The organism is Paenibacillus cookii (genome assembly GCF_018333375.1).
Lineage (GTDB): Bacteria > Bacillota > Bacilli > Paenibacillales > Paenibacillaceae > Paenibacillus_AQ > Paenibacillus_AQ cookii.
Genome location: NZ_BORW01000049.1, coordinates 1 through 24622, shown reverse-complemented (window position 1 = coordinate 24622; position 24622 = coordinate 1). Strand labels below are relative to the sequence as shown.

Sequence of the window (24622 nt, the reverse complement as noted above, 5' to 3'; positions counted from 1 at the left end):
GGTCTGTCACCCAACGAATACAGGCGAGTTGCATAAGGAAGATCCCTCAGTTCCGTTAAACAAACTGAGGGATCTAGATAAACTATTTTTGTTTTTTTACACTGTCCACTTGACAGGGGGCACTTCAAAACAACGATGCGCCGGCACCTTTAAGATAGCGGACTAACACATTTCACCTCCTCGTCATAAATGATATACACCTTAGAAAATAGAAAAGATATAGAAAAACAAAAAGAGCTGCGGATGTATCGCTGCTCTCTTCATCTTTTAAACTTGCATGCACCTTCGTTTCCTTTAGTATTCTCCTTTGATGACGAAAAACGAACCCCGAATGGTACCAGCCAATTTAGACTTTTGTCTAGCGAATTTGAACTTCCCTTCCAACTCCTGCGGTACCTCCATCCCCTCCGAAAGCTTAAAACCAACGGCGCGCTTCTTGGGGTCGTCAATCGTGTACAAGACGTTCACCTCTAGACCGTCCTCATAAAAAACATAGGTCCATTTGATATTTTCCACCTGGAATTGCGACGTTTCTAAAGGCTTGGCCGCAAACGCAAGATCGCGTTCTTCTTTTAGAATCCGGTTCACGTAATCAAGAGTCTCCTGGCTTTCGCTTGCCGGCACCACCGTAAATTCATGCTTGTATTTGTTCATAAAGTAACGGGCTTCGTTTGCTCGCAAACCGGCGAGCGCTTCTGCTACGGGCGAAGACTCCAAACCCACCGTGGATACGTTTTTAAAGTCGACGATATAGGACATGTTCATCTCTCCTAAGAGTTTTGTGAGCGTTACTGCTGCGAATCAGCTTCGAGCAAAACTTGCATCGAAAGCATCAACTTAGTTTTGTGAGCGTTACTGCTGCGAATCAGCTTCGAGCAAAACTTGCATCGGGAGCATAACGCCCCCGTTATTTCCTAACGACCGGAATCCACATTTCCCCAAACACCAGGCCGTTCCGCTGCCCCATCTCCACCGCTGCGTTCGGGCCGCCGACATAAGCAACATTCCCGACCTCCGGCAACACTTGCCCAAAAGCGATGCCGGTCAGCATAAGACTCAATTCATCGGACGTTTTTGCTTCCCCTTGTACGACGAGGTATTCCCCTTTAGGAAACTGGATCACTCTTGTCGCTTCCGGTAACGATGCGTCCGTCATCACGCCGGCATAATACATCATTTTGTTATTGACCGCTTCGTTTACGGCAAAAATGTAGTCGTTTGCGGCAACGGCCTTTAAAGCGTCAAGTCTCCCATCCTGTTTCACCGCATCCCAAAATGCTGCTTTTTCCTTGTTGATGCCGGCATGGTCCGTGTAATCGCTTTGAAGCTCGGTTCCGATTCCCAAAACGGTGAAGCTGTCTTTTTCCTCAAGAGTATAATTGGCCATGTTCAAAACCTTCCTCTTCTTTAAATTGATCAAATGATTTGCGTTTTCACTTGATGGGTTTATAATAACCTTGAATCATGTCAAAAAATGATACTGTTTAGGAGCGTCCGATGAAAAAAGTTGAGCGGATTAATACCATGATGCGGTATATCAACAACCGAGCCCACTTCACCATTTCTGAACTCATGCGGGAATTTAACATCTCTCGTTCGACGGCGATCCGCGATATCCGGGAAATCGAAAGCATGGGGATGCCGCTTGTCGCCGAAGTCGGGAGGGATGGCGGTTATTTTGTCATGAACAACTCCGTTCTGCCCACCGTCCGCTTTACCGATAATGAAATCAAAGCTCTTTTTATCGCCTTTATGGCCACTAGAAATCAACAGCTCCCTTATTTAAAAAGCCGCCAGTCTTTGGCCGAAAAATTGCTGGGCCTCATCTCGGAGAATCAGCAAGACGACCTTGTTCTTTTAAATCAAATTTTGCTTTTCGAAGGAACGAATCCCAATAATCCCGATCTGCTCGATCTGACCGACCTGCCCCATCCGATGTTGGAAAACCTGATTCAAATCCTTCTTTTGGACCGGTATTTATGGGTTTCCATCAAAGAAAACAAGGAAATTAAGTCTTACCCGATCTACCTCCTTCATCTGTATCGCGAAAAAAGCATGTGGCATATTGAAGCTTTTGACTTGGAAGAAGAAAAGAGAAGGATTTTGCCCGTCGACAATCTTACCGATGTCAAACCCTATCCTGAGAAAAAAAGAGTGAGCAGGAAAAAGATTTTAGAACTGCTAAACAAACAGGAAGAAGTCAGCAACCTTGTCCTGGAGCTCGGCCCAAAGGCGATTTTACAGTTCAAAAAATACCATCCTTTAAAGTTCTCCATATCTTATACGAATCCTTTCCAAACCACCGCCATCTTAAAGACTTTTATCCATGTCGAGCATTCGGAAGAATTAACCGAAGCCATAGACTGGCTGCTTTTCCTGGGTGAAGATATCAAAGTCAGAGAGATGCCGGAGGAAGTGCTGAAAGGTTTGCAGGAAAGGATCCGCTCATATAGCCCATAAAGCCGGTGCCGTTTAGACCCAAACCCTATTTCCCAGAGTTAAGAGGCACTTCGAGATACTCGATGCCTTGCTAGCAAATACAATCATATAGTATGCCCAAGAAAACGCTTAAAATAAAACAGACCAGAGTTCCGAATCGCCTTCCTGCAATGTAAGGGAGCCGGCTCCGGACCAAATAATCAATCGAAGAACCCCAACCAGCGGAATCAGGTTGAGGTTCTTCTGTTCACATCCATCCGGATATGTTTGCTGCGCTGATTTCATTTTGCCGGGGGAATGCTTTGCGGATTATTAAACACATTTTTCGGATCATATTTCGCTTTTACTTTTCTCAATCTGGCGTAGTTCTTTCCGTAATAAACAGGTCCCGAATTTTTGATGCCTTGGTCCGGGACGTTAATATAGGACCCTATGATATAAGGCTGCAGCTTCTTCCTGGTGTTCCGGGCTAGCGCAATGTTTCTGGCCGCATGAGACGGCTTAACCCAGGAGCTGTTCCATTCAACGTAAAATTTAGCTTTTCTCCAGAAAAATGCGGTGGCTGTAGGAGCGACACGGCTTACGGCTCCGCCCCAGTTCAGGAAGAAAAATCCGGCTGGCGTCCCTCCCTCCGCTTTTTCCAGAAATTCACGCATGACTTTAAAGGCTTTATCCGGGAAAGGCCGTCTGCCGAAGCCGCTGGAGAACTGGTTGCTGAACTTTTGGGGTAGTATCGGATCAGGGGCCAGCAAAAATTTTGTGGCTGCTCTGTACGGTAGGAAACGGATGATTTTCTGCGTAGGCGTTCCCACGCTAAGAATCGGATTTAATTGGCGTTGTGCTTCGCTTTTTGAGCCAAGATACAGTCCCAGCATACTGACATTCCCGCCTTTTTTGGGACCTACGCTTAATTCGCTGCCTAACTTGGTGCTGGCGTTAGGAGCCCAGACTTGCCATTTTTTCACGACTTTTTCGAATTGCTCCCACGGCCAGGTAATGCGGAATACCGTCGCATGGGACGGGGCAGGCAGTACTTTGAATTTATATTTGGTGTATACGCCAAAGTTGCCGCCCCCGCCTCCGCGGGAAGCCCATAGAAGATCAGAGTTCCGTTTGTTGTTCGCCCGGATGACTCTGCCTTTCGCGTCAACCATTTCGAGTTCGATGAGATTATCGCTGATGAGGCCTGTCGTCCTTTGCAGCGGACCAATTCCTCCGCCGGGCGTAATCCCGCCGATTCCAACCGTTGGACTATCGCCAAACGGAGCAATAAATCCTTGCCTTGCTAATGTATCAACAATTCTTCCTACCCGATTGCCAGTCTCGACTACAACGGTTTTGCGCTTTTTATCCAGCTTTATTTTCTTCATATCGCTTACGTCGATGACTATGCCTCCATTGACCTGGGACAAATTGGTCTCCAGGGCGTGCCTTCCGCTTCTCGGCCGAATAGGGACATTATTTTTACGGGCCCATCTGATGGCATTTGCTACATCCTGTGTTTTTTGAGCGAATACAAACACTCTAGGAAATCTGTCCGTATGCGGATCCCAATTTTTGCGAGCCCTCTCGCAACCCGGATCTCCCCTAAAAATCACTCGTCCTGTAAGCTTCGTTTCGGATTTCACGGAATGTTCGATCTCCTTTCGGTAGGCAGGTTCCTACAACGTATGAGGGAGATTGATGTCCCGTATGGGCTGCTGCATAATTCGAGCACAAAAAAACATCCCAATCCTCTTTTGTCGAGAATGGGACGTGTATAATTTTAATCCAAAAGATGTCTGCAACTTATCCGTTGTTATTTTCCTGATTCGGTTGATCGCTTCTTGGAGCAGCCTTGCCGACCCCAAAGGCGAAATAACTGATCACGACAATGGCCAAAAACACGATGCCGATGATCAGGGAGATGCGCGTATCGTCGTTCATCCACATCCCGACCAGCACCATAATCAAAAAGGCAATGGTTGCATAGTTTGTCACTGGAGAGAGAGGCATTTTGAACGGATGCTGCTTCATGCCATCCCCCTTGGCCTTTCTGAATTTGATTTGACTGATGAGAATGACGAACCACGGCACCATACCGGGAAGCACGCTGGCGCTGTATACGTGCACGAACAGATTTTCCGGCGCAACATAACTCAACACCACGCCGACTCCCAAACCCACGAGTACGCCGATCGTTCCCAACAGGGGCACGCCGTTATGGGACAATTTCGTGAATATTTTCGGCGCTTGTCCATTGACGCCTAGTGTATATAACATGCGTCCCGCGCTAAATATCCCGCTGTTGCAACCTGACATGGCAGAGGTGATGACGACAAAGTTGATGATCCCGGCCGCTGCGGTAATGCCGATTTTCGCAAAAGTGGCAACGAACGGGCTGCCGATGGCTTGCAATTGATTCCAAGGATAGACCGTTACGATGACAAAAATGGCGCCGATATAGAAGATCAGAATCCGCCAAATAATGCTTTGCGTCGCGCTCATTAACGTTTTTTGCGGGTTTTTCGCTTCGCCTGCCGTAATCCCGATCAGCTCGACACCCTGGTAGGCCCCGGTCACCAGCGAGAGCGCAAAGAAAAATCCCGACCATCCACCGGTAAAAAAGCCCCCGTGCTGCCATAAGTTCGAAAATCCGATCGCATGACCGCCGTTGCCGATTCCGAAGAAAATCAAGCCGAATCCTGCAACGATCATCAATATGATGGTCACGATTTTAATCATCGCAAACCAAAACTCGAATTCGCCGAACGATTTTACGGAAATGAGGTTGGCTGCGCCGAGAATCGCCATCGCGATGATCCCCGGAATCCATGCGGGCAAATCCGGAAACCAATACTTCATGTACGTCCCGACGGCAATGATCTCCGCCATCCCGACAATGACCCACTGGAACCAGTTGCTCCATGCCGTTGCATAGCCTGCCAATGGATGAATGTACTTATGGCCAAAAGTCGCGAACGACCCCGTGCTGGGTTCAACGTACTGCATTTCCCCCATTGCGCGCATGATAAAAAAGATAAAAATCCCTACCACGGCATACGCAAGCATGACCGATGGACCTGTCCATTGGATCGTGCTTGCAGAGCCCATAAATAACCCGACACCGATGGTGCCGCCCAAAGCGATCATCTGAATGTGACGAGCTTCGAGTCCCCTCTTCAATTCATTGTTTTTCATCGCAGTTCCCCCTCTGCTGCACTCTTGGCTGTTCAATTGGAAAAGTTGCAAAATCTTGAAGTCTGTTTTATTTTGTAAGCGCTAATCTAATTGTATTATCTTGTTCCCATGAAAACAATCATTTTCATTTGGTAAACTGCATGCCGATCGGAACGTGCTTATCTGATTTCATGTAACAATTTTGTTGTCGCCATCATGAAGTTGATGCTGGCCGTAGAAATTGAGATCCGGTCAACCTCGAAAAGCCTCGATCGAAGGCTTGCATCCTATCGATCTCCGGGGGATGCTGGACTTTGGTCGAGGTCCGACACCTCCCGGGGTCTGTTCCGCAGCACGGAGAACTTCGTTACAATAAAGCCAAGAGTCTTTTGGAGGAGCGATCGAGCATGAACTACGAAGATAAAATACAGAGGGAACTTGCAGAATGGGAACAAAAAATGTTCAAACCGCCCGGATGGCTGGAAAAAACATCGAAAACGATCGGCAATCGCATCAATCATTGGATTCCCCCGAAGGTGCACAACATTATCACGACAACGATCCGATCGATCGTGCGTACGGCGCTGTTCGGCGCGGAATATACGCCCAGCCGCGCGGTGCAGCGTCATCCGGAACTGGAGGCTGCCGATCAAGAAGCGAACGCGTTGTTTGCGTTGTACCAAAAAATTGCGGTTGCCGAAGGGGCCGGAACGGGGGCTGGCGGCATCGTGCTCGGCTTGGTCGACTTTCCGGCTTTCATTGCGATCAAGATGAAATTTTTGTTCGAGCTGGCGCATGTTTACGGTTATGACACGAAAGACTTCTCCGAGCGGGTATTCATTCTCAAGGTGTTTCAGATGACGTTTTCGGGACCGGAAAATCGCGCCCGGCTGCTGGATTCCATCAAACGTTGGCATCTCGAGAAGGAGCAGTGGCACTCCGACGCCGAATATTCCCGAAGCATGGACTGGGAGACGTTTCAAATCGAATATCGCGACGCCATCGACTTTCGGAAAATGCTGCAAATGGTGCCGGGGATCGGCGCAGTGGCAGGAGCATGGGCGAATTACGCCATTTTTGAGGATCTGCGCGAATTCGCCATGAATGCTTACCGCCTGCGCAGATTGCACGATCATTTCGCGGTGGTCGATTAATTCTTTAAAGGCCGGATCCGGACAGCGGTCGTCTTGAAGCCGGGCATTTTGCAGAACGGGTCCAGTTCCGGCCGCGTAGCATGATTGACGTTCTGGACCCCGCCCCAGTGCATGGGAACGAACAACGTGTCTTGCCGGATATGGTCCTTCATTCTGCAGCGCACGGTAAAGGATCCATGTTCCGACAGGATCTCTACCCACTCGCCGTCCCGGATCCGGTAACGCTGAGCGGTCAACGGATGAATCTCCGCGAAATTTTCAAGCTCGCGCGCAAGCAATGTCGGACTTCTGCGGGTCTGCACGCCGGTCAGGTAATGGGACAATACGCGTCCATTGGTTAGAATCAGCGGGTAATCCCCGGACGCGCCGGCCCACCGCTCACCCTCTGTTGCGGTGAAAACAGCCTTCCCGTCCGGATGGGCGAACGATTGTCGGAACAGCAATCCGACCCCGTCTTCTTCAGGAGAAGGGCAGGGCCAATACACCCCTTCCTCCCGGCGCAACCGGCCATACGTGATGCCGTAATAATCCGCAATCCCTCCTTTGCTTGCCAGTCTCAGCTCATTAAAAATCTCTTCTGGTTCGTTGAAGCGAAAAAACGGCCCTTTGCCCAGTCGATCTGCTATGGAGCACAGGATCGTCCAGTCATGGCGCGTTTCCCCCGGCGCCTGTCGGCCAGCCGTCCGCAGCAGGACCCGTCCCTCCAGATTCGTCAGCGTCCCTTCGTTCTCCAAATAGGAGGTTACCGGCAGCACGAGGTCGGCCAATCGGGCCGTTTCGGACATGAACATATCGGCAACCACCAGAAACTCAAGATTTTTCAAGCCTGCCGCCGCATGCCCGGCGTTCGGATTCGAAACCACGGGATTGGATCCCATCACGAAGAGGGATTTGATCTTGCCCTGATGTATCAGCTCCATCATCTCATAGGCGGAGACGCCTTTTCCCGGCAAGCTTGAAGCTTCGACACCCCATACGGAAGCAACGTACTTACGGTCCTCCTCCTTCTCGATCGATCTGTAGCCCGGCAGTTGATCGGCCTTCTGCCCATGCTCTCTTCCGCCCTGTCCATTCCCTTGGCCGGTGACGGCTCCGTATCCGCAGCCTTCCCGACCGATTTTCCCCGTGGCCAAAACCAGGTTCAGAAAATGGCGCACCGCCAGATGGCCATCCGTCTGCTGTTCCACCCCGCGGGCTGTCAATATCATTCCCGTGTCCGCCATGCCATAGCATCGGGCCGCCTCCCGGATCAGCTCCGCCTCCAATCCGCACAGATCGGCGGCCCGATTCAGATCGAACCCGCTCATATAGGCAATGAGCTCATCATAACCGTTCGTTCTGCCCCGCACGAACGCTTCATCCACAAAGCCTTCATCCATGATGATCTTAAGCATGGATGAAGCCAGCAACGCATCCGTCCCCGGTCTGATCGGCAAGTGGATATCAGCCATGGCGGCCGTAGCCGTTTTCCGCGGATCGATGACTACGATCTTCGCCCCGTTCTCTTTCGCCTGATGAAAGTATGGCAGCAGCGTCGGCTGGCACTCCGCGATATTGGTGCCGGCAAGGACGATGCAGCGGGCCAAGGGAATATCGGCCAGCCTGAACGTCAGTCCTCTGTCGATTCCAAAGGTTTTGCTCGCTGCAGAGGCCGCAGCCGACATGCAGAATCGACCGTTATAATCGATATGCCTCGTGCCCAGCGCCACCCTGGCAAATTTGCCGAGCAAATAGGCCGTTTCATTGGTCAGCGATCCTCCGCCGTATACGGCATTCGCATCCGGACCGTACTGCTCCGATATGGTCTGAAATCGTCGGCTGATCATTTCAATTGCCTCTTCCCAGGAGCAAGGAACAAGTTCGCCGTTCGAACGGACCAACGGATGCAGCAGCCGCTGCGAATGGACCGCATGCTGATGCGCATTCATGCCTTTGACGCATACCCTGCCTTCTGAAGCTGCGTTCGGCACACCTTCAACCTTGTACGCAGTCCGGTGCTGACCCGGAACGCCTTTCTCACCGGGAGTAACCGTCATCTTGCACTGTACGCTGCAAAAAGGACATTGAGTCTCTGCCTTGGCCGGGGCTCCCCCCGCATCCGAACCCCAATGAAGCATAATATGCCACCCTCTTCCTTGAATTTTCCGCTCTTCCTTCTATTTTTCACGATTTAACCGGCCCGAGTTTTCACTGAACGTCGCTCCAGCTTCTCTGCCAGCTCTTGTTGGAGTTCAACGTCAAGCACATTCTCCCGGATCGCCATGACGCCCGTACGCTCCACCCACATCCATAGCGGTTCGTCATAAAATCCGTTCTGACGATACCACTGCAGGCAAGCGAATACGAGCCGAACGGCGTCTTCCTCGCGTTCTGCAACTCCGATCAGCTGTCCTTCACGGACAGGATGCTCCGCATGCCCGCCGAGATACACCTCCCAACCCGCAGGGCAAGCTGAGATGCCGATCCCTTGAACCAATATGCTAATGGACGACCCTGCACCATGGGACACGCCTGCGCTTACCGGATAAGGAAGCGTCACGTCTTGCCAACCGATGCGGAGCCATTCTCCAATACGCCGAATGCTTGCAGCCGCCGGTCCTGAAGTTTCCCCGTCTTCAACGTATAGCCGGACTCCCCGATCAAGCGGCTGCCCTGCAAAAACGCCGTTAAGCGAAGACTTGCTTGCCGATGCCCGTTCTTCATCGTCCGCAACACCCGCTATTTCCAGGTAAAAGCGGATGACCGGGAAGCATGCTGCACACCCGCCCGCCTTCTTCCAGCCCAGATGCGCCATTATTTCCGGGATGGAACGATATCCTTTATTCACGGCGTGAACCATGGCTTGCTTCAATGAAGCATGACCAAGCTCCGTACAATCGCATACAGGAACTTCGGCCGGCGTAACGGCTGCCGTCTGCAACTTCTCTCTCCTTTTACCGCTTTGCATCGTTTTGACGATCCCGGCCACCATAGACCGGCAGGCGCCGCAAGAACCGGATGCTTTGGTATGCTCCTTAACTTCTTCGGCGCTTTGCAAACCGTGGTCGGCAATGGCCCGGATGATCGCCGCTTTGCTGACGCCATTGCAGGCGCACACCGTTTCATGGTCCGGCAGTGCCTCCGCCGCTGTTGCCGCCGGGCTGGACGCATCTTCACGCGGAAGAAGCTTTGAAACCGCCGCGCCGCGCTTCACGAACCCCAGCAATGCGGCCCCCTCCGTCGTATCTCCGAACAGGATCGCACCGGTAACCTTGCCTTTGTGCATGGTTACTTTTTTGTATGTGCCGCACACGGCATCATAGTGCTGAATAGCGGTCTCAACGCCGGCCCCTGAGATGATGCCGGCGGAAAAAACGTCGACTCCCGATACTTTAAGCTGGGAGTATGGAATAGACCCGCGATAAGGTTCAGACTCCCGTCCGCAGATGACACGGGCCAGCACCTTCGCTTGCTCGTACAGGGGAGCAACCAGGCCATAGCTCACGCCCCGATGCTCCGCGCATTCTCCCACTGCATAGATGTGCGGATCGCTTGTTCTCATAAAATCATCCACCAGAATCGCCCGCTGCGTACGAATGCCGCTTCTTCGGGCCAGTTCCGCATTGGGCCTGATTCCCACGGCGAGGACGACCACGTCGGCATCCAGCCGCGTCCCGTCCATAAACCGAAGCCCCTGCACCCTTGTACGGCCTACGATTCGCGTGGTGTTCTTCGATAGATGGAATTGCATCCCTTGGCTTTCGAGTTCTTTCTGAAGCATATGCGCAGCCGTCTGATCCAGCTGCCGGTTCATGATATAAGGGGCGTTATGAACCACTTGGGTTTCCATCCCGAGATGAAGAAGCCCTCGGGCAGCTTCCAAACCTAACAGCCCTCCGCCAATGACCGCCGCTTTCGCGTACCTTTTGGACATTTCGGACATCTTCGCGCAATCGTCGATCGTCCGGAATGAGATAACTCCTTCTTTATCCGTTCCGGGAATGGGAGGTATGAACGGGGATGAGCCTGTTGCCAGAATTAGCGCATCATACGTTTCCCGAACGCCGTTGACCGTCTCGACGCAGCGGGCTTGCGGATCGATATGATGAACGGGCTGGCCAGCCAGCAGCCGGATGCCGTGCCGCTCATACCAGGACCAGTCGTTCAGGATCAAGTCCTGTAAGGCATGTTCGCCTTGAAGAACCTTGGATAAGAGGATCCGATTATAGTTTGGATAGGCTTCGGCGCCGAATACCGTAATGTCAAAGAGCTCCGGCCCAAGCTTCAGGATTTCCTCAACACACTTTATCCCCGCCATGCCGTTCCCAACGACAAGCAATTTCTTTCGCTTCATGAGCTTCCTCCCTCCAACGCCATGTCATTCTCATGTAAGAAAACAGAAAACGCCCTCCCCTGTAATCAGGAAAAGGGCGTCATTGCCACCAGACCGGCACGACTTTGTGCCGAGTTTCAATCGGTATGTTAATTATAGATTAGTTGATGCAAAGGTTTGTGTCAATATATATAACGCAAAATATGGTCTCAATGTGTTAAATTAAATTTTTCGAACAAACGTGTTATGTATATTGACATTCAATTGACCCCTTATCTATAATGTGATCATCAAATTCAACTGTTAATTTCAGACAAAGGCACAATGAGGTGTCTTGGGTTTGGGGCAATGAGGCCGCGAATCGTTCTTTTCTTGCAAAGGGCGACTTGCGGCCTTTTTATGCCTGGAGCAACAGATCGACAGCATGAACAGAGAAAAAAGAAAAACACATCTGGATAAGGAGCGATAACCATGGAGAGAAAAGGATTTTGGCAAAGCGGGCATAAGCCCTCCCTGTTCGGTGCTTTTTTGTATTTCGACATCAGTTTTATGATTTGGGGCTTGCTTGGACCCCTTGCGGTGGTGATTGCCGCGGATTATCCGATGGACCCGTTGCAAAAGGCAAATCTGGTGGCGCTGCCCGTGCTGGGGGGATCGATCCTCAGACTGGTATTAGGGTTCCTCGCTGATCGCCTCGGTCCCAAACTATCGGCCCAAATGGGAATGATCGTCACCCTGATCCCTCTTTTATTAGGCTGGTTGTGGGTCGATTCGCTCGATCAACTGTACGTCGTTGCCGTTCTTCTCGGGGTTGCCGGAGCATCGTTCGCTGCAGCCCTTCCCCTTGCCGGGCAGTGGTATCCCAAGGAACATCAGGGCTTGGCGATGGGAATCGCCGGGGCCGGAAACAGCGGCACCGTCCTCGCGACCCTGTTCGCCAATCGTCTTGCCCAGCATTTTGGAAGCTGGGAAATCGTGTTCGGCCTCGCCATCATACCTATTGCATTGGTTTTCATCTATTTCTCTTTGTTTGCCCGCAACAGTCCGGATCGACCTGCTCCCAAACGACTGTCCGAATATGCCCATGTCCTCAAACAACGTGATGCTTGGGTATTCTGCGCCCTATATTGCGTGACGTTTGGCGGCTTTGTCGGGCTCGCCAACTATTTGACGATCTTTTTCAACACCCAGTACGGTCTTTCGGCGGTTCAGGCTGCGGATATTACCACGATCTGCATCGTTGCAGGCAGCTTCTTCCGTCCCGTAGGCGGTTTTCTGTCCGATCGCATCGGCGGCTCCCGGATGCTGATGTTTCTCTATGCCGGAGCCGCGATGATGCTGATCGGCGTCTCCTTCCTGCCTCCTCTTGGGATCGTTGTTGCGCTGTTGTTTATCGGCATGATGTGCTTGGGTGCGGGGAACGGTTCCGTGTTTCAGCTTGTTCCCCAACGGTTTGCCGGCGAAATCGGCCTGGTTACCGGGATCGTCGGTGCTGCAGGTGGACTTGGAGGTTATGTGTTGCCGCTAATATTGGGTCGATTATACCAAGCAACAGGCTCGTACGCCCCAGGCTTCATCATTTTAAGTTTCATTGCGTCCGCTTCGCTGACGCTGACGATCGTGATGCAGCTGAAATGGCGCCGAAGCTGGCTCCGCGGAGTATCGTCCGGCCCGGAAACCGGATCGGCCAAAGCTTGATCGCGATGTATCGCGATGTACCGCCGGAAATTAAGCGATGACTCCATCAAATCATGCAAGGATTAGGACCCGCTGACGAAATTGCACGAGCGGCAGGCTGAGACTTTTTTAGTCCTGGCCTGCCGCTCTTTCATGTTGCAAATAACAAGTAAGCCCTTCGTGAGCGCTCCCTTGTTATTTTTTTAACGACTTAAAGCTCTCGATGATAACGCACTTCTTCCGATATTTCTTTGAAACCGGAAGAGTGGTATAAGGACAACGCGGAAGCATTGGCCGTTTCGACTTGGAGGTCTGCAGTCGCACATCCCTGATTCTTCAGATAGGTTAGCGCCTGCGAAAGCAAATGCTTTGCAATCCCTTGGTTCCGCCAAGGAAGTCTCACAAACAGATCTTCAACGATCCCCTCCCCCTCCTCATCTACCCAAGCCATGATGCTCCCTGCGAAGGCGGTATGTTCCCTTACAATAAACATGGTCCACGAAGCATGGTTCCGCTTATTCATGAACTGCTCGTAACCAATCGGGGCATCCGGCCAAATCTCCATATCTGTTTCTATGTATTCCTGGATCTTTTCCTCGGTATCCATTGATTCTTTCACGCATCGAAAAGATTCAGCAAGCGGGGCCACGCCTATTTTTTCGCTTAAGTCTCTTCGCATGGTATACAAACTTTTCGAATATACAAAACCTTTCGATATGAAATAGTTATTGTTGCGCGCTTCGGTCGAATGGTTCCCGACGCCGATCATCGTTCGATTCGAACGGGGCAGCGTGTCTTTTAAATCGTATGCCCGGCGTAACATGCACTCATATAGCAAATCATAGAGCGGGTAGTCGTTTTCTCTTTGCGGAATGGTCTTTAAATTGAAATAAATATAATGCGCATGCCTTTGGGGGCCGCCTGTCGGGATCGTGGAAATGACTTCAACTTGTCCCTTCGCCAGCATCATTTCATTTTCGATCGCAACGAATACGTTAGGCCTATGATGTTCTTCTCCAACCCACCAAAAAACGGCGTTCTTATTGTTAGATGTAACGGCATGATACAACTCGCCTAATTTCTGCATGTCCTCTTTTCTAAAGGCCCGGACTTCTATATCGCGCAAGCCAAAACACCACCCATTTGATTATTCCCGCTAAAGGATTCGCAGTAGTATTTTAGCATGATTTCGATACTTCGTTTGGTAACAAATGGATTTAATCGTTTTTCTCTGACTTCAGTTCACTTGGAGCGTCTTCATCAAGGCATAAAAAATGACACTCGCCGGAACGGAAGCAACGATACCAAGCTTCCAACGTTCCGCGCGGGCAGCTGCGTGTCAGTCATCCCCGAAAACATGTCAGAGAGAGGGTTAAAAGAACCCTCCTCCCTATCGCTTTGGCCAGAATCGAACAATCGCCGATTTTCCGATAGAGCCGCAACTAAGAACCCCATGACGCATTCGAAGAAGATCCGTGCCCAATGTCAAAATAGTCGCCGATTGCACGCACGATCCGCGCAGAAGCATGGCCGTCACCAAACGGATTGGCCGCCTGGGCCATGGCAGCATAAGCCTTCCGGTCGTGCAGCAGCTTCCTCATTCCCTCCATGACGTTTGGCGTCCGCGTCCCGACGCATTTCAAGGTTCCCGCCGTCACGCCTTCCGGCCTTTCCGTCTTCTCCCGCAGGACAAGCACCGGTTTGCCGAGAGAAGGCGCTTCTTCCTGGATGCCGCCGGAATCGGTCAATACCATGTACGATCGTTTCATGATATGATGCAGGTCCACAACGTCCAGCGGCGCGGTCAAATGTATCCGGTCCTGCCCCGCCAACGCGTCCGATACGGCCTTTTGAATGGCGGGATTTGGGTGTACGGGATAGATCAATTCGATATCCGGATTTTCCTGGACGATCCGTTTGACCGCTTGGAATACATTGTTCATCGGCTCGCCCCAATTTTCCCTGCGATGCATGGTCATCAGTATCCAGCGCGTCTCCTTCCGGAGTTTATGCTGGAGCGGATGCGTAAACGGCGCATTCAGCGTCCATTTCATGGCATCGATTCCCGTGTTTCCCGTTACATAAATATGCCGTGTTCTATTCTCTTTCAGCAGATGCGCTGCAGCCAGCTTTGTCGGGGCAAAATGCATGTCCGCAACCCGGCCGATCCACTCCCGGTTCATTTCCTCGGGAAAAGGCGCGTATTTGTCATAGGTTCGAAGCCCCGCCTCCACATGGCCGATGGGCACTTTGGCGTAATAAGCGGCCAAGGCGCCAATAAACGCGGTCGTCGTGTCCCCGTGAACCAGGACCAGATCATATGGATCCTTCCGGAATACCTCCTCCATCCCCCGAAGCAGATCCGCGCTCAAGCTGTACAGGCTTTGCCCTTCCTTCATCATATTCAAATCCATGTCCGCACGGATATCAAAACACTCCAGCACTTGATCGAGCATCTCCCGATGCTGTGCGGTAACGCACACGACCGGGGTGAACCCCGGAGTTTGTTCGAGTTCTTTGACCAAGGGAGCCATTTTGATGGCTTCCGGTCGCGTGCCAAAAACGACAAGCACCTTTTTATCCATACACGTTTCACGCTCCTCGCTCCTATCGAAATCGTCATCGGGAACATGATATGAAAGATTGATAGAAACGTTCCGAACGGGTCCCGTTCTTTGCATAATAATGAACCATTTTAAGCTCGATTCGTTCAATAGCCCAATCTTCAAAGCTATCAATGCATATAGTAACCCTAGCATCAAAGAAAGGAGGAAAACCTATTGGCAGTAATCATTTATCCAAGAACGATGAATTGGTCCTATATGAAGCAGAGGCCGCAGCAGCTGATGACCCAGCTAGGGGCGTTAGGACATCAGGTTTTCTTCGAAAACCTGGCACCGCTGGATTCAGAGTTTAAAGAGATTGAAAAAAATGTCTATCTATTTACGGATACGAAGGCCTTCTTATCCAAAAAACTCCCCGTACTTCGCAAGGAGGAACCGGTTGTCGTCTGGACGACCTGGTCCAAGCTTAGGACGCGCATCGACACGTTGTTCAAGCCGGACGTTACGATCTATGACTGCTGCGATGAATTTCCGCATTGGGCAAAATACGAGCCGAAGATGATCGAACGGGCGGACCATGTCGTGTGCACGGCGGATGTTATTCACACCCGTCTTTCTCTAGCGTATCCCGACAAGCCGCTGACGTTGATTCCGAATGGAGCTGACCCTTCATTTTTTGATGCCCCGGCATCCAAACGCCCCGCCGACCTGCCGGAAGGTCCCGTTGCCGCTTATATCGGGGCTTGGGCCTATTGGGTGGATCACGAGCTTTTCGCCAAGGCGGCCGCCGCATTTCCGCATGTCCATTTCGTTTCCATCGGCGCTCCTTACGGCAGCTCTGGCGATTACTCGCAGCTTCCCAATGTGCATATTCTCGGCGAAAAACCCCACGATGAACTCAAACGCTATCTTCGTCATATCGACGTAGCCTTAATTCCGTTTCAATATCATCCCATTACGCTCGCAACCAACCCGGTCAAAGCTTACGAATATATGGCTGCAGGCGTCCGCGTATTGTCGACCGCCCTGCCGGAGTGCATCGCGATGGAACCGCATGTAAAAACCGCGACCACCCACGACGATTTCATTTCGAAACTTGGGGATATCCTCACGCACCCGGATACGGAGGAGAGCAAGGAAGCCCGAATTGCCTATGCTCGCGGCAACCGCTGGCTCGAACGCGGAAAGGCGGCCGATCGGGTCATTGCGGAAACGATTCGTCTCAAGGGGCTCAGCGGAAAATGAAGCAGTTTGATATTCTTCCTTCCCAGCCCATCGGCTTCACCCGGGACGAAACCATCGCCTATCGCGACCGGCTTCTCGAGGATGCAAGCCGCTCCAATGGCGAGTGGGTGTGGTTAAGCGGTGCGAGTCCTCCCCCTTATAGGCAATGGCTCCGATCCTTCGATTGGCCTTTCGCATGCCCGGATCATGCTGTATGCATATGCGTGGACGGGATCCCCTGCCTATGGCGGAGGGAATGGCTTTGTAACCGCCTGTCGGAATGGAACGGCCGCCTTCCTGCGGCTCGTTTTCTTCAGGATGATCTGATGCCCGGCGACGAAACCCTAATGTTTCGGCTGGATATGCCTGAAGCGTCAGATCCAAGCCTCGGAATCTCCGGAAACCGTAAATTTTTCGGCAGATTCCCGGTTTCTCGTCAGCATGATCGCGAATATATCCTCCCTATTCTGACTGCCACCAGGCAGCATCCGGATTTTTGGGCATCGAAACAGACGGCATGGGCCCATCCCCGTTCGGAGCCAGCGGTTTCGATCCTTATGAGCGTTCACAATATGGGCGGCACCATCGGCTGGAGCATCCGCTCGGTGCTGGCACAGTCCTGCGGGGATTGGGAACTGGTCATCGGCGATGATGCTTCGGATGACGACAGCCTGGAAGAAGCCTGCTTTTTTTCCGACCCCCGAATCAAGGTTATCGTTCAATCGCGAAATCGCGGCAAGGCGATCATGATGAACCGGCTGCTCGAGGAAGCAAAAGGCCGCTTTATCCTGGAGTTGGACGGCGACGACTGGCTGGCTCCGGATACGGTCCGGCTGCTGTCCGAAGCTCTAGATCAGGCACCGGAAGCCGGAATGGCGACGGCCCTTTATGCATGGTGGATCCGGACGAGACAAATGGGACCGGTCTGGAAAAGCACCATAAGCAGCGTTTGCCAACAAAACCCGTTCGGTTTATCCGCGCATTCGGCCCACCCCCTCGTTCCCCGGATGTATCGCACCTCATTGTTGAAAGCGATCGGAGGTTGGTGGGACCGGGAAGACCGCTTCGGCCGGATCTTCGAAGATATCGACCTTACCGCCCGGCTGCTTGAGCATCACCTTCTCGTTCAGTTTCCGGCCGTCTTGTATCACCGCGTAATTTGCGGCAGCAGCATCAGCCAGCGCAACCGGGATTTATTTCCGGCCTGGCGCAAATCCCGTTAGAACCGGTCCGCCTGGTGTTGCTGTTTGATTCGGCAAGATTTTAAAGGAGGTGAAACGCACATGAAAATTGCCGCTTCCGGATATTACGGAATGGGAAACTTCGGGGACGATCTGTTCCTTCATACGCTCCGCCAGGTTTTTGACGAACATCATGTCTATCCTTGGAACTCCCGGCTGGATCCGAACCAGACCGATGCCTTCATTATCGGAGGAGGCGATCTGATCACCCCCTACTCCTTCAACAAATATTATTTCCCTGAACAGCTGAAAGGAAAGCCCATCTGGGTCTACGGGGTCGGCATTGTCGATGCCTATCCCGAGCACACCTGGCCGGAGGAGCAGGTTTCCGCTTACCGGGATATGATCTCGACGGCCCAGCGTGCTGTATTCCGGGATGTGAGATCCCAAGCGATCGCGAAACGGGCAGGTTTTCACCGGAATGTAGAGGTGGCTCCGGACATCGCATTCGCTTATCGTCAACCGTTCATTCCCGTAAAGCGTTTTTCCAGGCGTCCGACGATCGGCGTGGTGGTGTTCTCGTATTCTTCCTTCCCGATGGACAATATGGCAAAGCTGCTTTCGCATTTGAACCAAAAGGGGTTCCATCTGACGCTCATACCGGTCATTCATCATCCGGGCAACGCATACTCCGACTTTGGAACATGCCTGCAGCTGCAGCAGAAGGTGAAGGAACTTACGCCGCATGCATCCATCGAAACGCTTCCTTTCCTGATGGATATCGAGCTGACGTACAGCTTCATTCAATCCGCCGATTATTTGCTTTCATTCAAGCTGCATCCGTCCCTTGTAGCGCTTCGGGCAGGTAAGCCGGTGCTTGCCTTCAGTACGATGGGCAAAGTGCACAGCCTTATGCAATCCTTCGGGCTCGGCCCGCATGTCGTCGATTACCGCCGGCCTCTGGACGAACTGGTGGATCATGCTGAGAGCTTTTTGAAAAATGCTCCCGGCCAGGTGCATCGCGCGCTGCCTTTGATCCGGGAGACTGAACGACGAAGCCTTGCTTCCCTGCTGGAGCTAAAGAAGCATATCGAACAATACAAACGAAGACAGAAAGGAGAATGAATTATGTGCTGCATCCTGTTCGGCAGACGACTCGCTGCCAAAGTCAAAGCGTTAACGCGCAAGGTTGAACATCTCAGCCGGCAAACCGAACATTTAACCAAACGGGTCGAATCGCTGGAGAATCAGATCCGAACCGGGTTGGTCGCCATTCCGGAGCTTATCGAATATTTCGAAGCCCGAACCGGCCGGAAGGTACGCGTCGGTACTACTTTCGTTACCCTGGAAGGCGTCGTATTGGCTACGGCCGTGGATGGGGTCCAGCTTCGGGAAGCCTCGGGCGATCTCGTTCTTATTCCTTTCACCAATATTACGTCCGTACAGTAACCCCATTCGATTGACGTTTTTTTGATTTCCTATTCGTCATTTGCAAAGGAGGCGAACCCTCATGCATTTTGTAGATTGGCTTCAGGGCTTTATCGGATCCGAAACCGAAGTAGCGGTGTCCGGCGATATCATCGTCGGGACGTTAACCTCGGTGGAAGAAAGCACCGTTACGTTAAAGGTGCCTCCGATCATATATGGCCCTCCGACCGATACGGCCATCATTCCGCTTCGGGCCATCGAATTCGTTCGAATCGTTTCGTCCTGATGGTTTTGACGATGACCCGAAAACAGCGTGTTGCCTGGCGTCTACTTGTTTGTCGTCGGATCGATGACGGCATGGACTGCCACGTTCACATTATCAGCCCCTCCCGGCGAGATTGGTCCGGGCATTCGTTTCGCTGACCGCTTCAATGTGAACTTCGCCCCTAATAGGTTAGATGATGTCTAACATTAGGGCTGCAGTTCACAACCGAGCGGTCTTTTTTCGTTCAAATGATCGCAACAAACCCTATACAACCGGCCCGAAAGCGCTTAATATTCTGTTTAGTGCGTGGATCGCTTCCCTTTGGATTCAAGCAAACTTTTTCGAAAAGGAGCCCTATAAAACATGCTGGAAGCCATCATTGTCAATCAATTGAAAAAAACGCTGAGGGCAAGCATCGACAACCAGGAGATCGCCGGCGCGAACTTCATGGTGATCAAAGACGGCAAGGAAGTTTTTTATCATGAAGACGGCTTGGCCGACCTCGAATCGGGACGCCCGCTGACCAGGGATTCGATTTTTCGTTTATATTCAATGACGAAGCCGATTACCGCTGCCTCGGTCATGATGCTGTTAGAACGCGGGGAGATCGATTTGTTTGATCCGGTCAGCCGCTACATTCCCGGGTTCAAAAACCAACGGGTCGAAAAAAACGGCGAATTGGCGCCAGCCTCCCGGGAAGTCAACATCCACGATTTGTTGAACATGACTTCCGGTTTGGCCTATGGCGGAAACGACAGAGCCGGTCGGCACACGGAGGCCTTATTTCAGGAGCTGGGCAGCCGTTTGAGCGGCGATAATCCGATGAGCACCATGGAATTCGCAAACCGCCTGGGGCAAGGCCCGCTTTCGTTCGAGCCGGGATCGTCCTGGCAGTACGGAACGTCGGCCGACGTTCTTGGAGCGGTCGTGGAAGCGGTAAGCGGCGTGCGGTACGGACAATTTTTGAAAAAAGAAATTTTCGAGCCGCTGGGGATGAAAGATACCGGTTTTTGGCTGCCCGCAGAAAAAAGAGGACGCCTCGTGAAAACCTACCAGGATGACGGCGAGGGCGGCTTGAAGTTGTACGAGGGAAACAATCTCGGCATCCGGCATACCATGGACCGTGATCCGGCATTCGAGTCCGGGGGAGCGGGACTTGCGTCCACGATCGACGATGCCGCCAAATTTACGACGATGCTGATGAATCAAGGCAGCTTAAACGGCGTTCGCCTGTTGAAACCTCGAACGGTTCAATATTTGACATCGGCTTCTTTAACCGATTGGCAACAAAAAGGCTTCGATACGTGGCATTCGTTGCGCGGCCATAGCTATGGCAAACAAATGCGCATCCTGACCGATCCGGGCAAAGCCGGATTCATCGGCAGCCAAGGCGAATACGGATGGGACGGCTGGCTTGGGGCATACTTCTGCAACAGCCCTCACGACGGTTTGACGTTCCTGTTTATGGTGCAGAAAAAAGACGCCGGCACGATGCCGATTACCCGCAAGCTGCGCAATATCGTGTTCAGCACGTTGTAAGAGTTATCTTCCCCAACCGCTTTCTAGCCTTCAACTGCACAGCGCATCGATGAAATTCGACTTTGGCGCAAATGCCGGAGAGCTTGTGGAAAGTGGAGTCAAAAAAATGGTTGCCAGTCGCCAGGTTGGATCCGGCGGCTGGCTTTTTTGCGATCCGGAAGACTGCAGCGAAGAGGGTTAATTATCCGATCCCTTAAACCCATGATGATCGTCTTCGTACCATGGATTCAAATGAACCAAAACTTCCTCAACGTCAGCATGCTGTCCCATGATGCTTTGTTTGATTTTACGGGAGATGTCATGTCCTTCTTGAACGCTTAGTTCTGCCGGAACGCCGACCCTGACGTCAACGATGATGTAATGTCCGTGGTCCCTGCCCCTAATTCTGTCAAGGCGTTTCACTTCCGGAATTTGTTGAATCAGTTCAATTAGTTCGTTTATTTTTTCCGGATCGATGTTTTTCTCCATTAATACGTCGATCGATGATTTTCCCATATGAAAAGCCAATTTGAACACAAGAACAGCTACAATGATTCCTGCAATAGGATCCCCGTAGGACAGAATTCCGATATCATAATGATCGCCGATCATGGCCAATCCGATCCCTGCGACCGCAGCAATGGATGCATATACATCCGCCAGATGATCATAAGCAGTCGCAATCAAACCGTTGCTTTTCAACCTCTTGCCTATCGACATGGTATATACATATAAAATTTGTTTGAGGACCAAAGAGAACACACCTGCAACGAGGGCAATCATCGTAGCCTTATGCGGCGGTTCAAAAAGGATTGCAACGGAATGGTATGACATGTAGATGGCTGCGAGCGCCAATATAATCGCTACGATTCCCGCCCCGACCACCTCGGCCTTCCCATGGCCATAGGGATGATCTTCATCGGGGGGCAGCTTGGAGACGCGCATCGAGCTGAGGGCGGCCCCGGTAGCCACGACATCGCCTGCATTGTGCACCCCGTCTGCGACGAGCACCGGACTGCCGAATAATATTCCGACTGAAAGTTTGACTGCAGTTAATGCAACGTTACTGATAAAACTGAGCCAAATCGCAATCGATGATTGCCTATTTTCATTAACCACGAATTCATTGCTCCCATAAAGCATATTTAATCATCATTTGACGCTTTGAACGTGAAGGCGAAATAACGACCAGAATCTAATAGTAGCTCACAAACTTTGTGTGGGTCTAGAGAAACAGTTTTTGTCCTTCTCTAAAAAATATGATGCGGCATAAAATGTTGGACAAGAGAAAAAGTCGAACGGGACGGCTATTTTGCGGCATGATTTTTTATTGCCTTTTTGCCCTTACTCAATCCAAATGAATCCATATGATACAGTGTATTTTATTTCAAGGAGGTCGTACGTGATGAGTGAAGTCGTTGGAGGCGTTGGCGCGGGCTACGGTCCTGGAGGAATATGGGGAGGAAATATCGGAGTCATTTTGGTTTTATTCATATTGCTGGTGATCATCACAAGATCTTTTCTATGGTAAACAACAACAATAGAGAGGCCCTGCAGATTACTGCAGGGTCTATTTGTCTATTTTTAACCGCCGCAGGTTTTGCAACCATCGAGAAGCAGGACCGGATAGCAGAACCAGGTAGCAGAATCATGCGGATTTCGCTCCCTCCACCATACTCTGCTCCTAAATTTCCGCCCTGCTGCAGTAACCCCGTTCACCGTGCCTCCAACGCTTCGTGTTTGGGCATTTCCCCTTCCCGGTTGGATGAACTGATTTTTTATCGCAGCCGCGCCCCTGAAATAGGCACCTTAACCAGAATAAAATAATATTCTGAATCAGTTCATTTATTAAAGGAGCTCGGGAATGAAAAAAAACTTGACCTATGATTATATCGTTGTAGGAACCGGTCCGGCAGGAGCCGTTATCGCCAAGTCGCTTACCGACGACAAACGGACCTCCGTACTCGTACTGGAATCGGGCGGAAATCATGACAAAGATCAACCGATCCGGGATTCAACCTTTGCACCGGAGCTTGAAGAACAGTTTTCTCCAAATTACTTTTGGCAAGGAGAGGGCGTTCCTCAGACCGGACTTGACGACCGGACATTCGAATGGACCACGGGCCGACTCCTGGGAGGCGGTTCCTCTATAAACGGAGAGCAATATGTCCGTCCGACGGCAGCCGTGCTTCGAAAATGGGAACGGTTGCTCGGACCCATATGGTCCCCCGATAAAGCCCTGCGGCGATTCAAGCGGCTGGAAAAATTCAATGGCTCAACGACAAACAAAGCCGCACACGGTTATAAAGGGAGAATAGACATCAGGCAAGCGCCTGAAAATCCCACCTCCATGGCCCGTAAATTGACAAATGCTATCGAGCGGGCTACCGGTTACCCCATCATACTTGACTATAATGATCCCGATACTCCCCTCGGACCATTCACCCGCTGGCAATTATACCAACAACCGGATGGCCGAAGGGAAAGTTCATCCACAGCCTTTCTGTCTTCGGATATCATGACGGCTTTAGGCAAAGGGGTCCATAACCGTAAGTTAACCGTACTCTTCCGCACCACGGCTCTTCGCGTTCTTTTTTCCGGCAAACGTGCCATTGGAGTTGAATTTTTGAAGGATGGACAATGCATCTGTGCGTATGCTCGGAAAAAGGTGATTATATCGGCAGGCATCAACAGCCCTCAGCTGCTGATGCTTTCCGGAATCGGATCGGCCAAAATGTTGAAAAAAGCGGTGATCCCCGTCGTCTTCAATAATCCGAACGTAGGGCAACGATTAAAAAATCACACTTTAAACTTCGCTGTTTTCAGTACCAATCCCAATGATCATCCCCTTCCTGCCGTTGATCCGGATGCGCTTTATACGGGGGGAGCTTTTTTGCCGGATCCATCCGGAAACGCTCCCGGCCAACGGGGCGTTCAGCTTGTTGGCATCGGTGCAGACGGGCAATTGACCATAGCCATTCTGTACTTGCGTCCTAGAAGCAAGGGGAATATCCGGATACAAAGCAAGGATCCGCTAAACATCGTATTGGCAGACGAAGGATTTCTTTCGGATCCGGACGATCTGGAGGCCGTAAAACAAATCTATCGGACTTATATCAAAAATATTGCTCTTGAGCTATCACGGATTGATCCTTCTTATCAGCTTCTCTCGCCTACGTTGGATATGATCGATGATGATGAAAGCCTTGAAGCATTTATTAAAGAAAATTTCGACCATAATCACCATCAGCAAGGCTTTCTGCGAATGGCTCCTTTATCCAAGGGAGGCGTCGTTGATCGTAAAGGAAATGTGCATGGGGTCAAAGATTTGATCGTTGCGGATGCATCCATCGTCCCTTTTACGGTCGACAGAAACACTTCCGCCGCCGCCTATCTTATCGGCTATACGATAGCTAGGCAACTAGGCAAAAAAAGAAACCCTCCAAAAAAACGGCGGACGCGAACGGAATGGGGCGAAGAATGAATTCTGGCGTTCCGGGATGATTCGCGCGTGCTGAAGGTGTTCATATCGAAACTTTGAACCTGACTTAAGATAAGTCAGGTTTTTCATATGAACCTGAATTTCGAAAGCCCATAATGGTGGCCAGTTTGTAGCAGGATTAGTAGGCAACAACTGTAATAAACAGGGAAATACCCAGTGGATTACGCGACGATTCTGAAAAGAGGGTAGTCTTTCCCCC

At 51.3% G+C, this 24622-nt stretch carries 20 protein-coding genes; 11 read left to right on the top strand and 9 right to left on the bottom strand.

Going from position 1 to position 24622, the window contains the following annotated elements; genetic code table 11:
- Nucleotides 1-294: 294 nt before the first annotated feature.
- Both KI367_RS24930 and KI367_RS24925 read right to left on the bottom strand, forming a co-directional pair.
- On the bottom strand, nt 295-759 hold the full coding sequence (locus KI367_RS24930) for a DUF8821 family protein (RefSeq protein WP_036715134.1): 465 nt from the start codon (nt 757-759) through the stop codon (nt 295-297).
- A 148-nt stretch (nt 760-907) separates the two neighbouring features.
- Nucleotides 908-1387: a GyrI-like domain-containing protein gene (locus tag KI367_RS24925; protein ID WP_036715136.1), complete on the bottom strand. Its 480-nt coding sequence runs from the start codon at nt 1385-1387 to the stop codon at nt 908-910.
- 110 nt (nt 1388-1497) lie between these two features.
- Here KI367_RS24925 and KI367_RS24920 point away from each other — a divergent pair, with 110 nt between their 5' ends.
- A complete protein-coding gene (locus KI367_RS24920) occupies nt 1498-2460 on the top strand; it encodes a helix-turn-helix transcriptional regulator (protein ID WP_212952731.1) in 963 nt (320 codons plus the stop codon).
- 260 nt (nt 2461-2720) lie between these two features.
- Here KI367_RS24920 and KI367_RS24915 read toward each other — a convergent pair whose 3' ends face one another.
- A complete protein-coding gene (locus tag KI367_RS24915; RefSeq protein WP_036715140.1) occupies nt 2721-4067 on the bottom strand; it encodes an FAD-binding oxidoreductase in 1347 nt (448 codons plus the stop codon).
- A 160-nt stretch (nt 4068-4227) separates the two neighbouring features.
- The gene (locus KI367_RS24910) at nt 4228-5619 is read right to left on the bottom strand and encodes an amino acid permease (RefSeq protein WP_212952728.1); all 1392 of its coding nucleotides are present in this window, start codon (nt 5617-5619) and stop codon (nt 4228-4230) included.
- A 386-nt stretch (nt 5620-6005) separates the two neighbouring features.
- Between KI367_RS24910 and KI367_RS24905 the strand changes: the two genes are divergently transcribed.
- On the top strand, nt 6006-6752 hold the full coding sequence (locus tag KI367_RS24905; protein WP_212952725.1) for an EcsC family protein: 747 nt from the start codon (nt 6006-6008) through the stop codon (nt 6750-6752).
- On the opposite strand, the gene nasC is transcribed toward KI367_RS24905, so the two are convergent.
- Together nasC and nirB are read right to left on the bottom strand one after the other, a co-directional pair.
- A complete protein-coding gene (gene nasC / locus KI367_RS24900; protein WP_212952722.1) occupies nt 6749-8869 on the bottom strand; it encodes an assimilatory nitrate reductase catalytic subunit NasC in 2121 nt (706 codons plus the stop codon). The two genes, KI367_RS24905 and nasC, sit on opposite strands and share 4 nt — an antisense overlap.
- A gap of 53 nt (nt 8870-8922) precedes the next feature.
- Complete coding sequence (gene nirB, locus KI367_RS24895) at nt 8923-11085, bottom strand: nitrite reductase large subunit NirB (protein ID WP_212952721.1); 2163 nt, start codon at nt 11083-11085, stop codon at nt 8923-8925.
- A gap of 450 nt (nt 11086-11535) precedes the next feature.
- On the opposite strand from nirB, the gene KI367_RS24890 reads away from it, so the two are divergent.
- Complete coding sequence (locus KI367_RS24890; RefSeq protein ID WP_212952720.1) at nt 11536-12762, top strand: nitrate/nitrite transporter; 1227 nt, start codon at nt 11536-11538, stop codon at nt 12760-12762.
- 190 nt (nt 12763-12952) lie between these two features.
- Here KI367_RS24890 and KI367_RS24885 read toward each other — a convergent pair whose 3' ends face one another.
- Together KI367_RS24885 and wecB are read right to left on the bottom strand one after the other, a co-directional pair.
- Entirely contained in the window at nt 12953-13867 is a 915-nt protein-coding gene (locus KI367_RS24885) for a GNAT family N-acetyltransferase (protein WP_212952719.1), read from the bottom strand.
- Nucleotides 13868-14183: 316 nt separating this feature from the next.
- Nucleotides 14184-15326 carry a non-hydrolyzing UDP-N-acetylglucosamine 2-epimerase gene (gene wecB, locus KI367_RS24880; RefSeq protein WP_212952717.1) on the bottom strand — a complete coding sequence of 381 codons (1143 nt, stop codon included), beginning with the start codon at nt 15324-15326 and terminating at the stop codon, nt 14184-14186.
- 195 nt (nt 15327-15521) lie between these two features.
- On the opposite strand from wecB, the gene KI367_RS24875 reads away from it, so the two are divergent.
- The 6 genes from KI367_RS24875 to KI367_RS24850 all read left to right on the top strand — a co-directional run bounded on the left by KI367_RS24875 (nt 15522) and on the right by KI367_RS24850 (nt 20942).
- Nucleotides 15522-16550, top strand: a complete 1029-nt coding sequence (locus tag KI367_RS24875; protein ID WP_036715543.1) for a glycosyltransferase — start codon at nt 15522-15524, stop codon at nt 16548-16550.
- Between the two features lie 536 nt (nt 16551-17086).
- The gene (locus KI367_RS27360) at nt 17087-17752 is read left to right on the top strand and encodes a glycosyltransferase family 2 protein (protein WP_246537290.1); all 666 of its coding nucleotides are present in this window, start codon (nt 17087-17089) and stop codon (nt 17750-17752) included.
- 60 nt (nt 17753-17812) lie between these two features.
- Nucleotides 17813-18835 carry a polysaccharide pyruvyl transferase family protein gene (locus tag KI367_RS24865; RefSeq protein ID WP_212952713.1) on the top strand — a complete coding sequence of 341 codons (1023 nt, stop codon included), beginning with the start codon at nt 17813-17815 and terminating at the stop codon, nt 18833-18835.
- A 3-nt stretch (nt 18836-18838) separates the two neighbouring features.
- A complete protein-coding gene (locus KI367_RS24860) occupies nt 18839-19159 on the top strand; it encodes a hypothetical protein (RefSeq protein ID WP_212952711.1) in 321 nt (106 codons plus the stop codon).
- 61 nt (nt 19160-19220) lie between these two features.
- On the top strand, nt 19221-19424 hold the full coding sequence (locus KI367_RS24855) for a hypothetical protein (protein WP_212952709.1): 204 nt from the start codon (nt 19221-19223) through the stop codon (nt 19422-19424).
- Nucleotides 19425-19766: 342 nt separating this feature from the next.
- Nucleotides 19767-20942 carry a serine hydrolase domain-containing protein gene (locus tag KI367_RS24850; RefSeq protein WP_212952707.1) on the top strand — a complete coding sequence of 392 codons (1176 nt, stop codon included), beginning with the start codon at nt 19767-19769 and terminating at the stop codon, nt 20940-20942.
- Between the two features lie 177 nt (nt 20943-21119).
- Here the strand turns inward: KI367_RS24850 and KI367_RS24845 are convergent, their stop codons facing one another.
- Nucleotides 21120-22064, bottom strand: a complete 945-nt coding sequence (locus KI367_RS24845) for a cation diffusion facilitator family transporter (RefSeq protein WP_212952705.1) — start codon at nt 22062-22064, stop codon at nt 21120-21122.
- Between the two features lie 262 nt (nt 22065-22326).
- Here KI367_RS24845 and KI367_RS24840 point away from each other — a divergent pair, with 262 nt between their 5' ends.
- Both KI367_RS24840 and KI367_RS24835 read left to right on the top strand, forming a co-directional pair.
- The gene (locus KI367_RS24840; RefSeq protein ID WP_081992858.1) at nt 22327-22452 is read left to right on the top strand and encodes a sporulation protein YjcZ; all 126 of its coding nucleotides are present in this window, start codon (nt 22327-22329) and stop codon (nt 22450-22452) included.
- Nucleotides 22453-22785: 333 nt separating this feature from the next.
- Nucleotides 22786-24405: a GMC family oxidoreductase gene (locus tag KI367_RS24835; RefSeq protein WP_212952704.1), complete on the top strand. Its 1620-nt coding sequence runs from the start codon at nt 22786-22788 to the stop codon at nt 24403-24405.
- Nucleotides 24406-24622: the final 217 nt, after the last annotated feature.

Bases quoted from the DNA above. Each gene is read 5' to 3' on its own strand.
- wecB (WP_212952717.1), bottom strand. From the start codon at position 15,326: ATGGATAAAAAGGTGCTTGTCGTTTTTGGCACGCGACCGGAAGCCATC.
- KI367_RS24930 (WP_036715134.1), bottom strand. From the start codon at position 759: ATGTCCTATATCGTCGACTTTAAAAACGTATCCACGGTGGGTTTGGAG.
- KI367_RS24835 (WP_212952704.1), top strand. From the start codon at position 22,786: ATGAAAAAAAACTTGACCTATGATTATATCGTTGTAGGAACCGGTCCG.
- KI367_RS24845 (WP_212952705.1), bottom strand. From the start codon at position 22,064: ATGCTTTATGGGAGCAATGAATTCGTGGTTAATGAAAATAGGCAATCA.
- KI367_RS27360 (WP_246537290.1), top strand. From the start codon at position 17,087: ATGAGCGTTCACAATATGGGCGGCACCATCGGCTGGAGCATCCGCTCG.
- KI367_RS24905 (WP_212952725.1), top strand. From the start codon at position 6,006: ATGAACTACGAAGATAAAATACAGAGGGAACTTGCAGAATGGGAACAA.
- nasC (WP_212952722.1), bottom strand. From the start codon at position 8,869: ATGCTTCATTGGGGTTCGGATGCGGGGGGAGCCCCGGCCAAGGCAGAG.
- KI367_RS24850 (WP_212952707.1), top strand. From the start codon at position 19,767: ATGCTGGAAGCCATCATTGTCAATCAATTGAAAAAAACGCTGAGGGCA.
- KI367_RS24855 (WP_212952709.1), top strand. From the start codon at position 19,221: ATGCATTTTGTAGATTGGCTTCAGGGCTTTATCGGATCCGAAACCGAA.
- nirB (WP_212952721.1), bottom strand. From the start codon at position 11,085: ATGAAGCGAAAGAAATTGCTTGTCGTTGGGAACGGCATGGCGGGGATA.
- KI367_RS24860 (WP_212952711.1), top strand. From the start codon at position 18,839: ATGTGCTGCATCCTGTTCGGCAGACGACTCGCTGCCAAAGTCAAAGCG.
- KI367_RS24925 (WP_036715136.1), bottom strand. From the start codon at position 1,387: ATGGCCAATTATACTCTTGAGGAAAAAGACAGCTTCACCGTTTTGGGA.
- KI367_RS24920 (WP_212952731.1), top strand. From the start codon at position 1,498: ATGAAAAAAGTTGAGCGGATTAATACCATGATGCGGTATATCAACAAC.
- KI367_RS24865 (WP_212952713.1), top strand. From the start codon at position 17,813: ATGAAAATTGCCGCTTCCGGATATTACGGAATGGGAAACTTCGGGGAC.
- KI367_RS24840 (WP_081992858.1), top strand. From the start codon at position 22,327: ATGAGTGAAGTCGTTGGAGGCGTTGGCGCGGGCTACGGTCCTGGAGGA.
- KI367_RS24890 (WP_212952720.1), top strand. From the start codon at position 11,536: ATGGAGAGAAAAGGATTTTGGCAAAGCGGGCATAAGCCCTCCCTGTTC.
- KI367_RS24910 (WP_212952728.1), bottom strand. From the start codon at position 5,619: ATGAAAAACAATGAATTGAAGAGGGGACTCGAAGCTCGTCACATTCAG.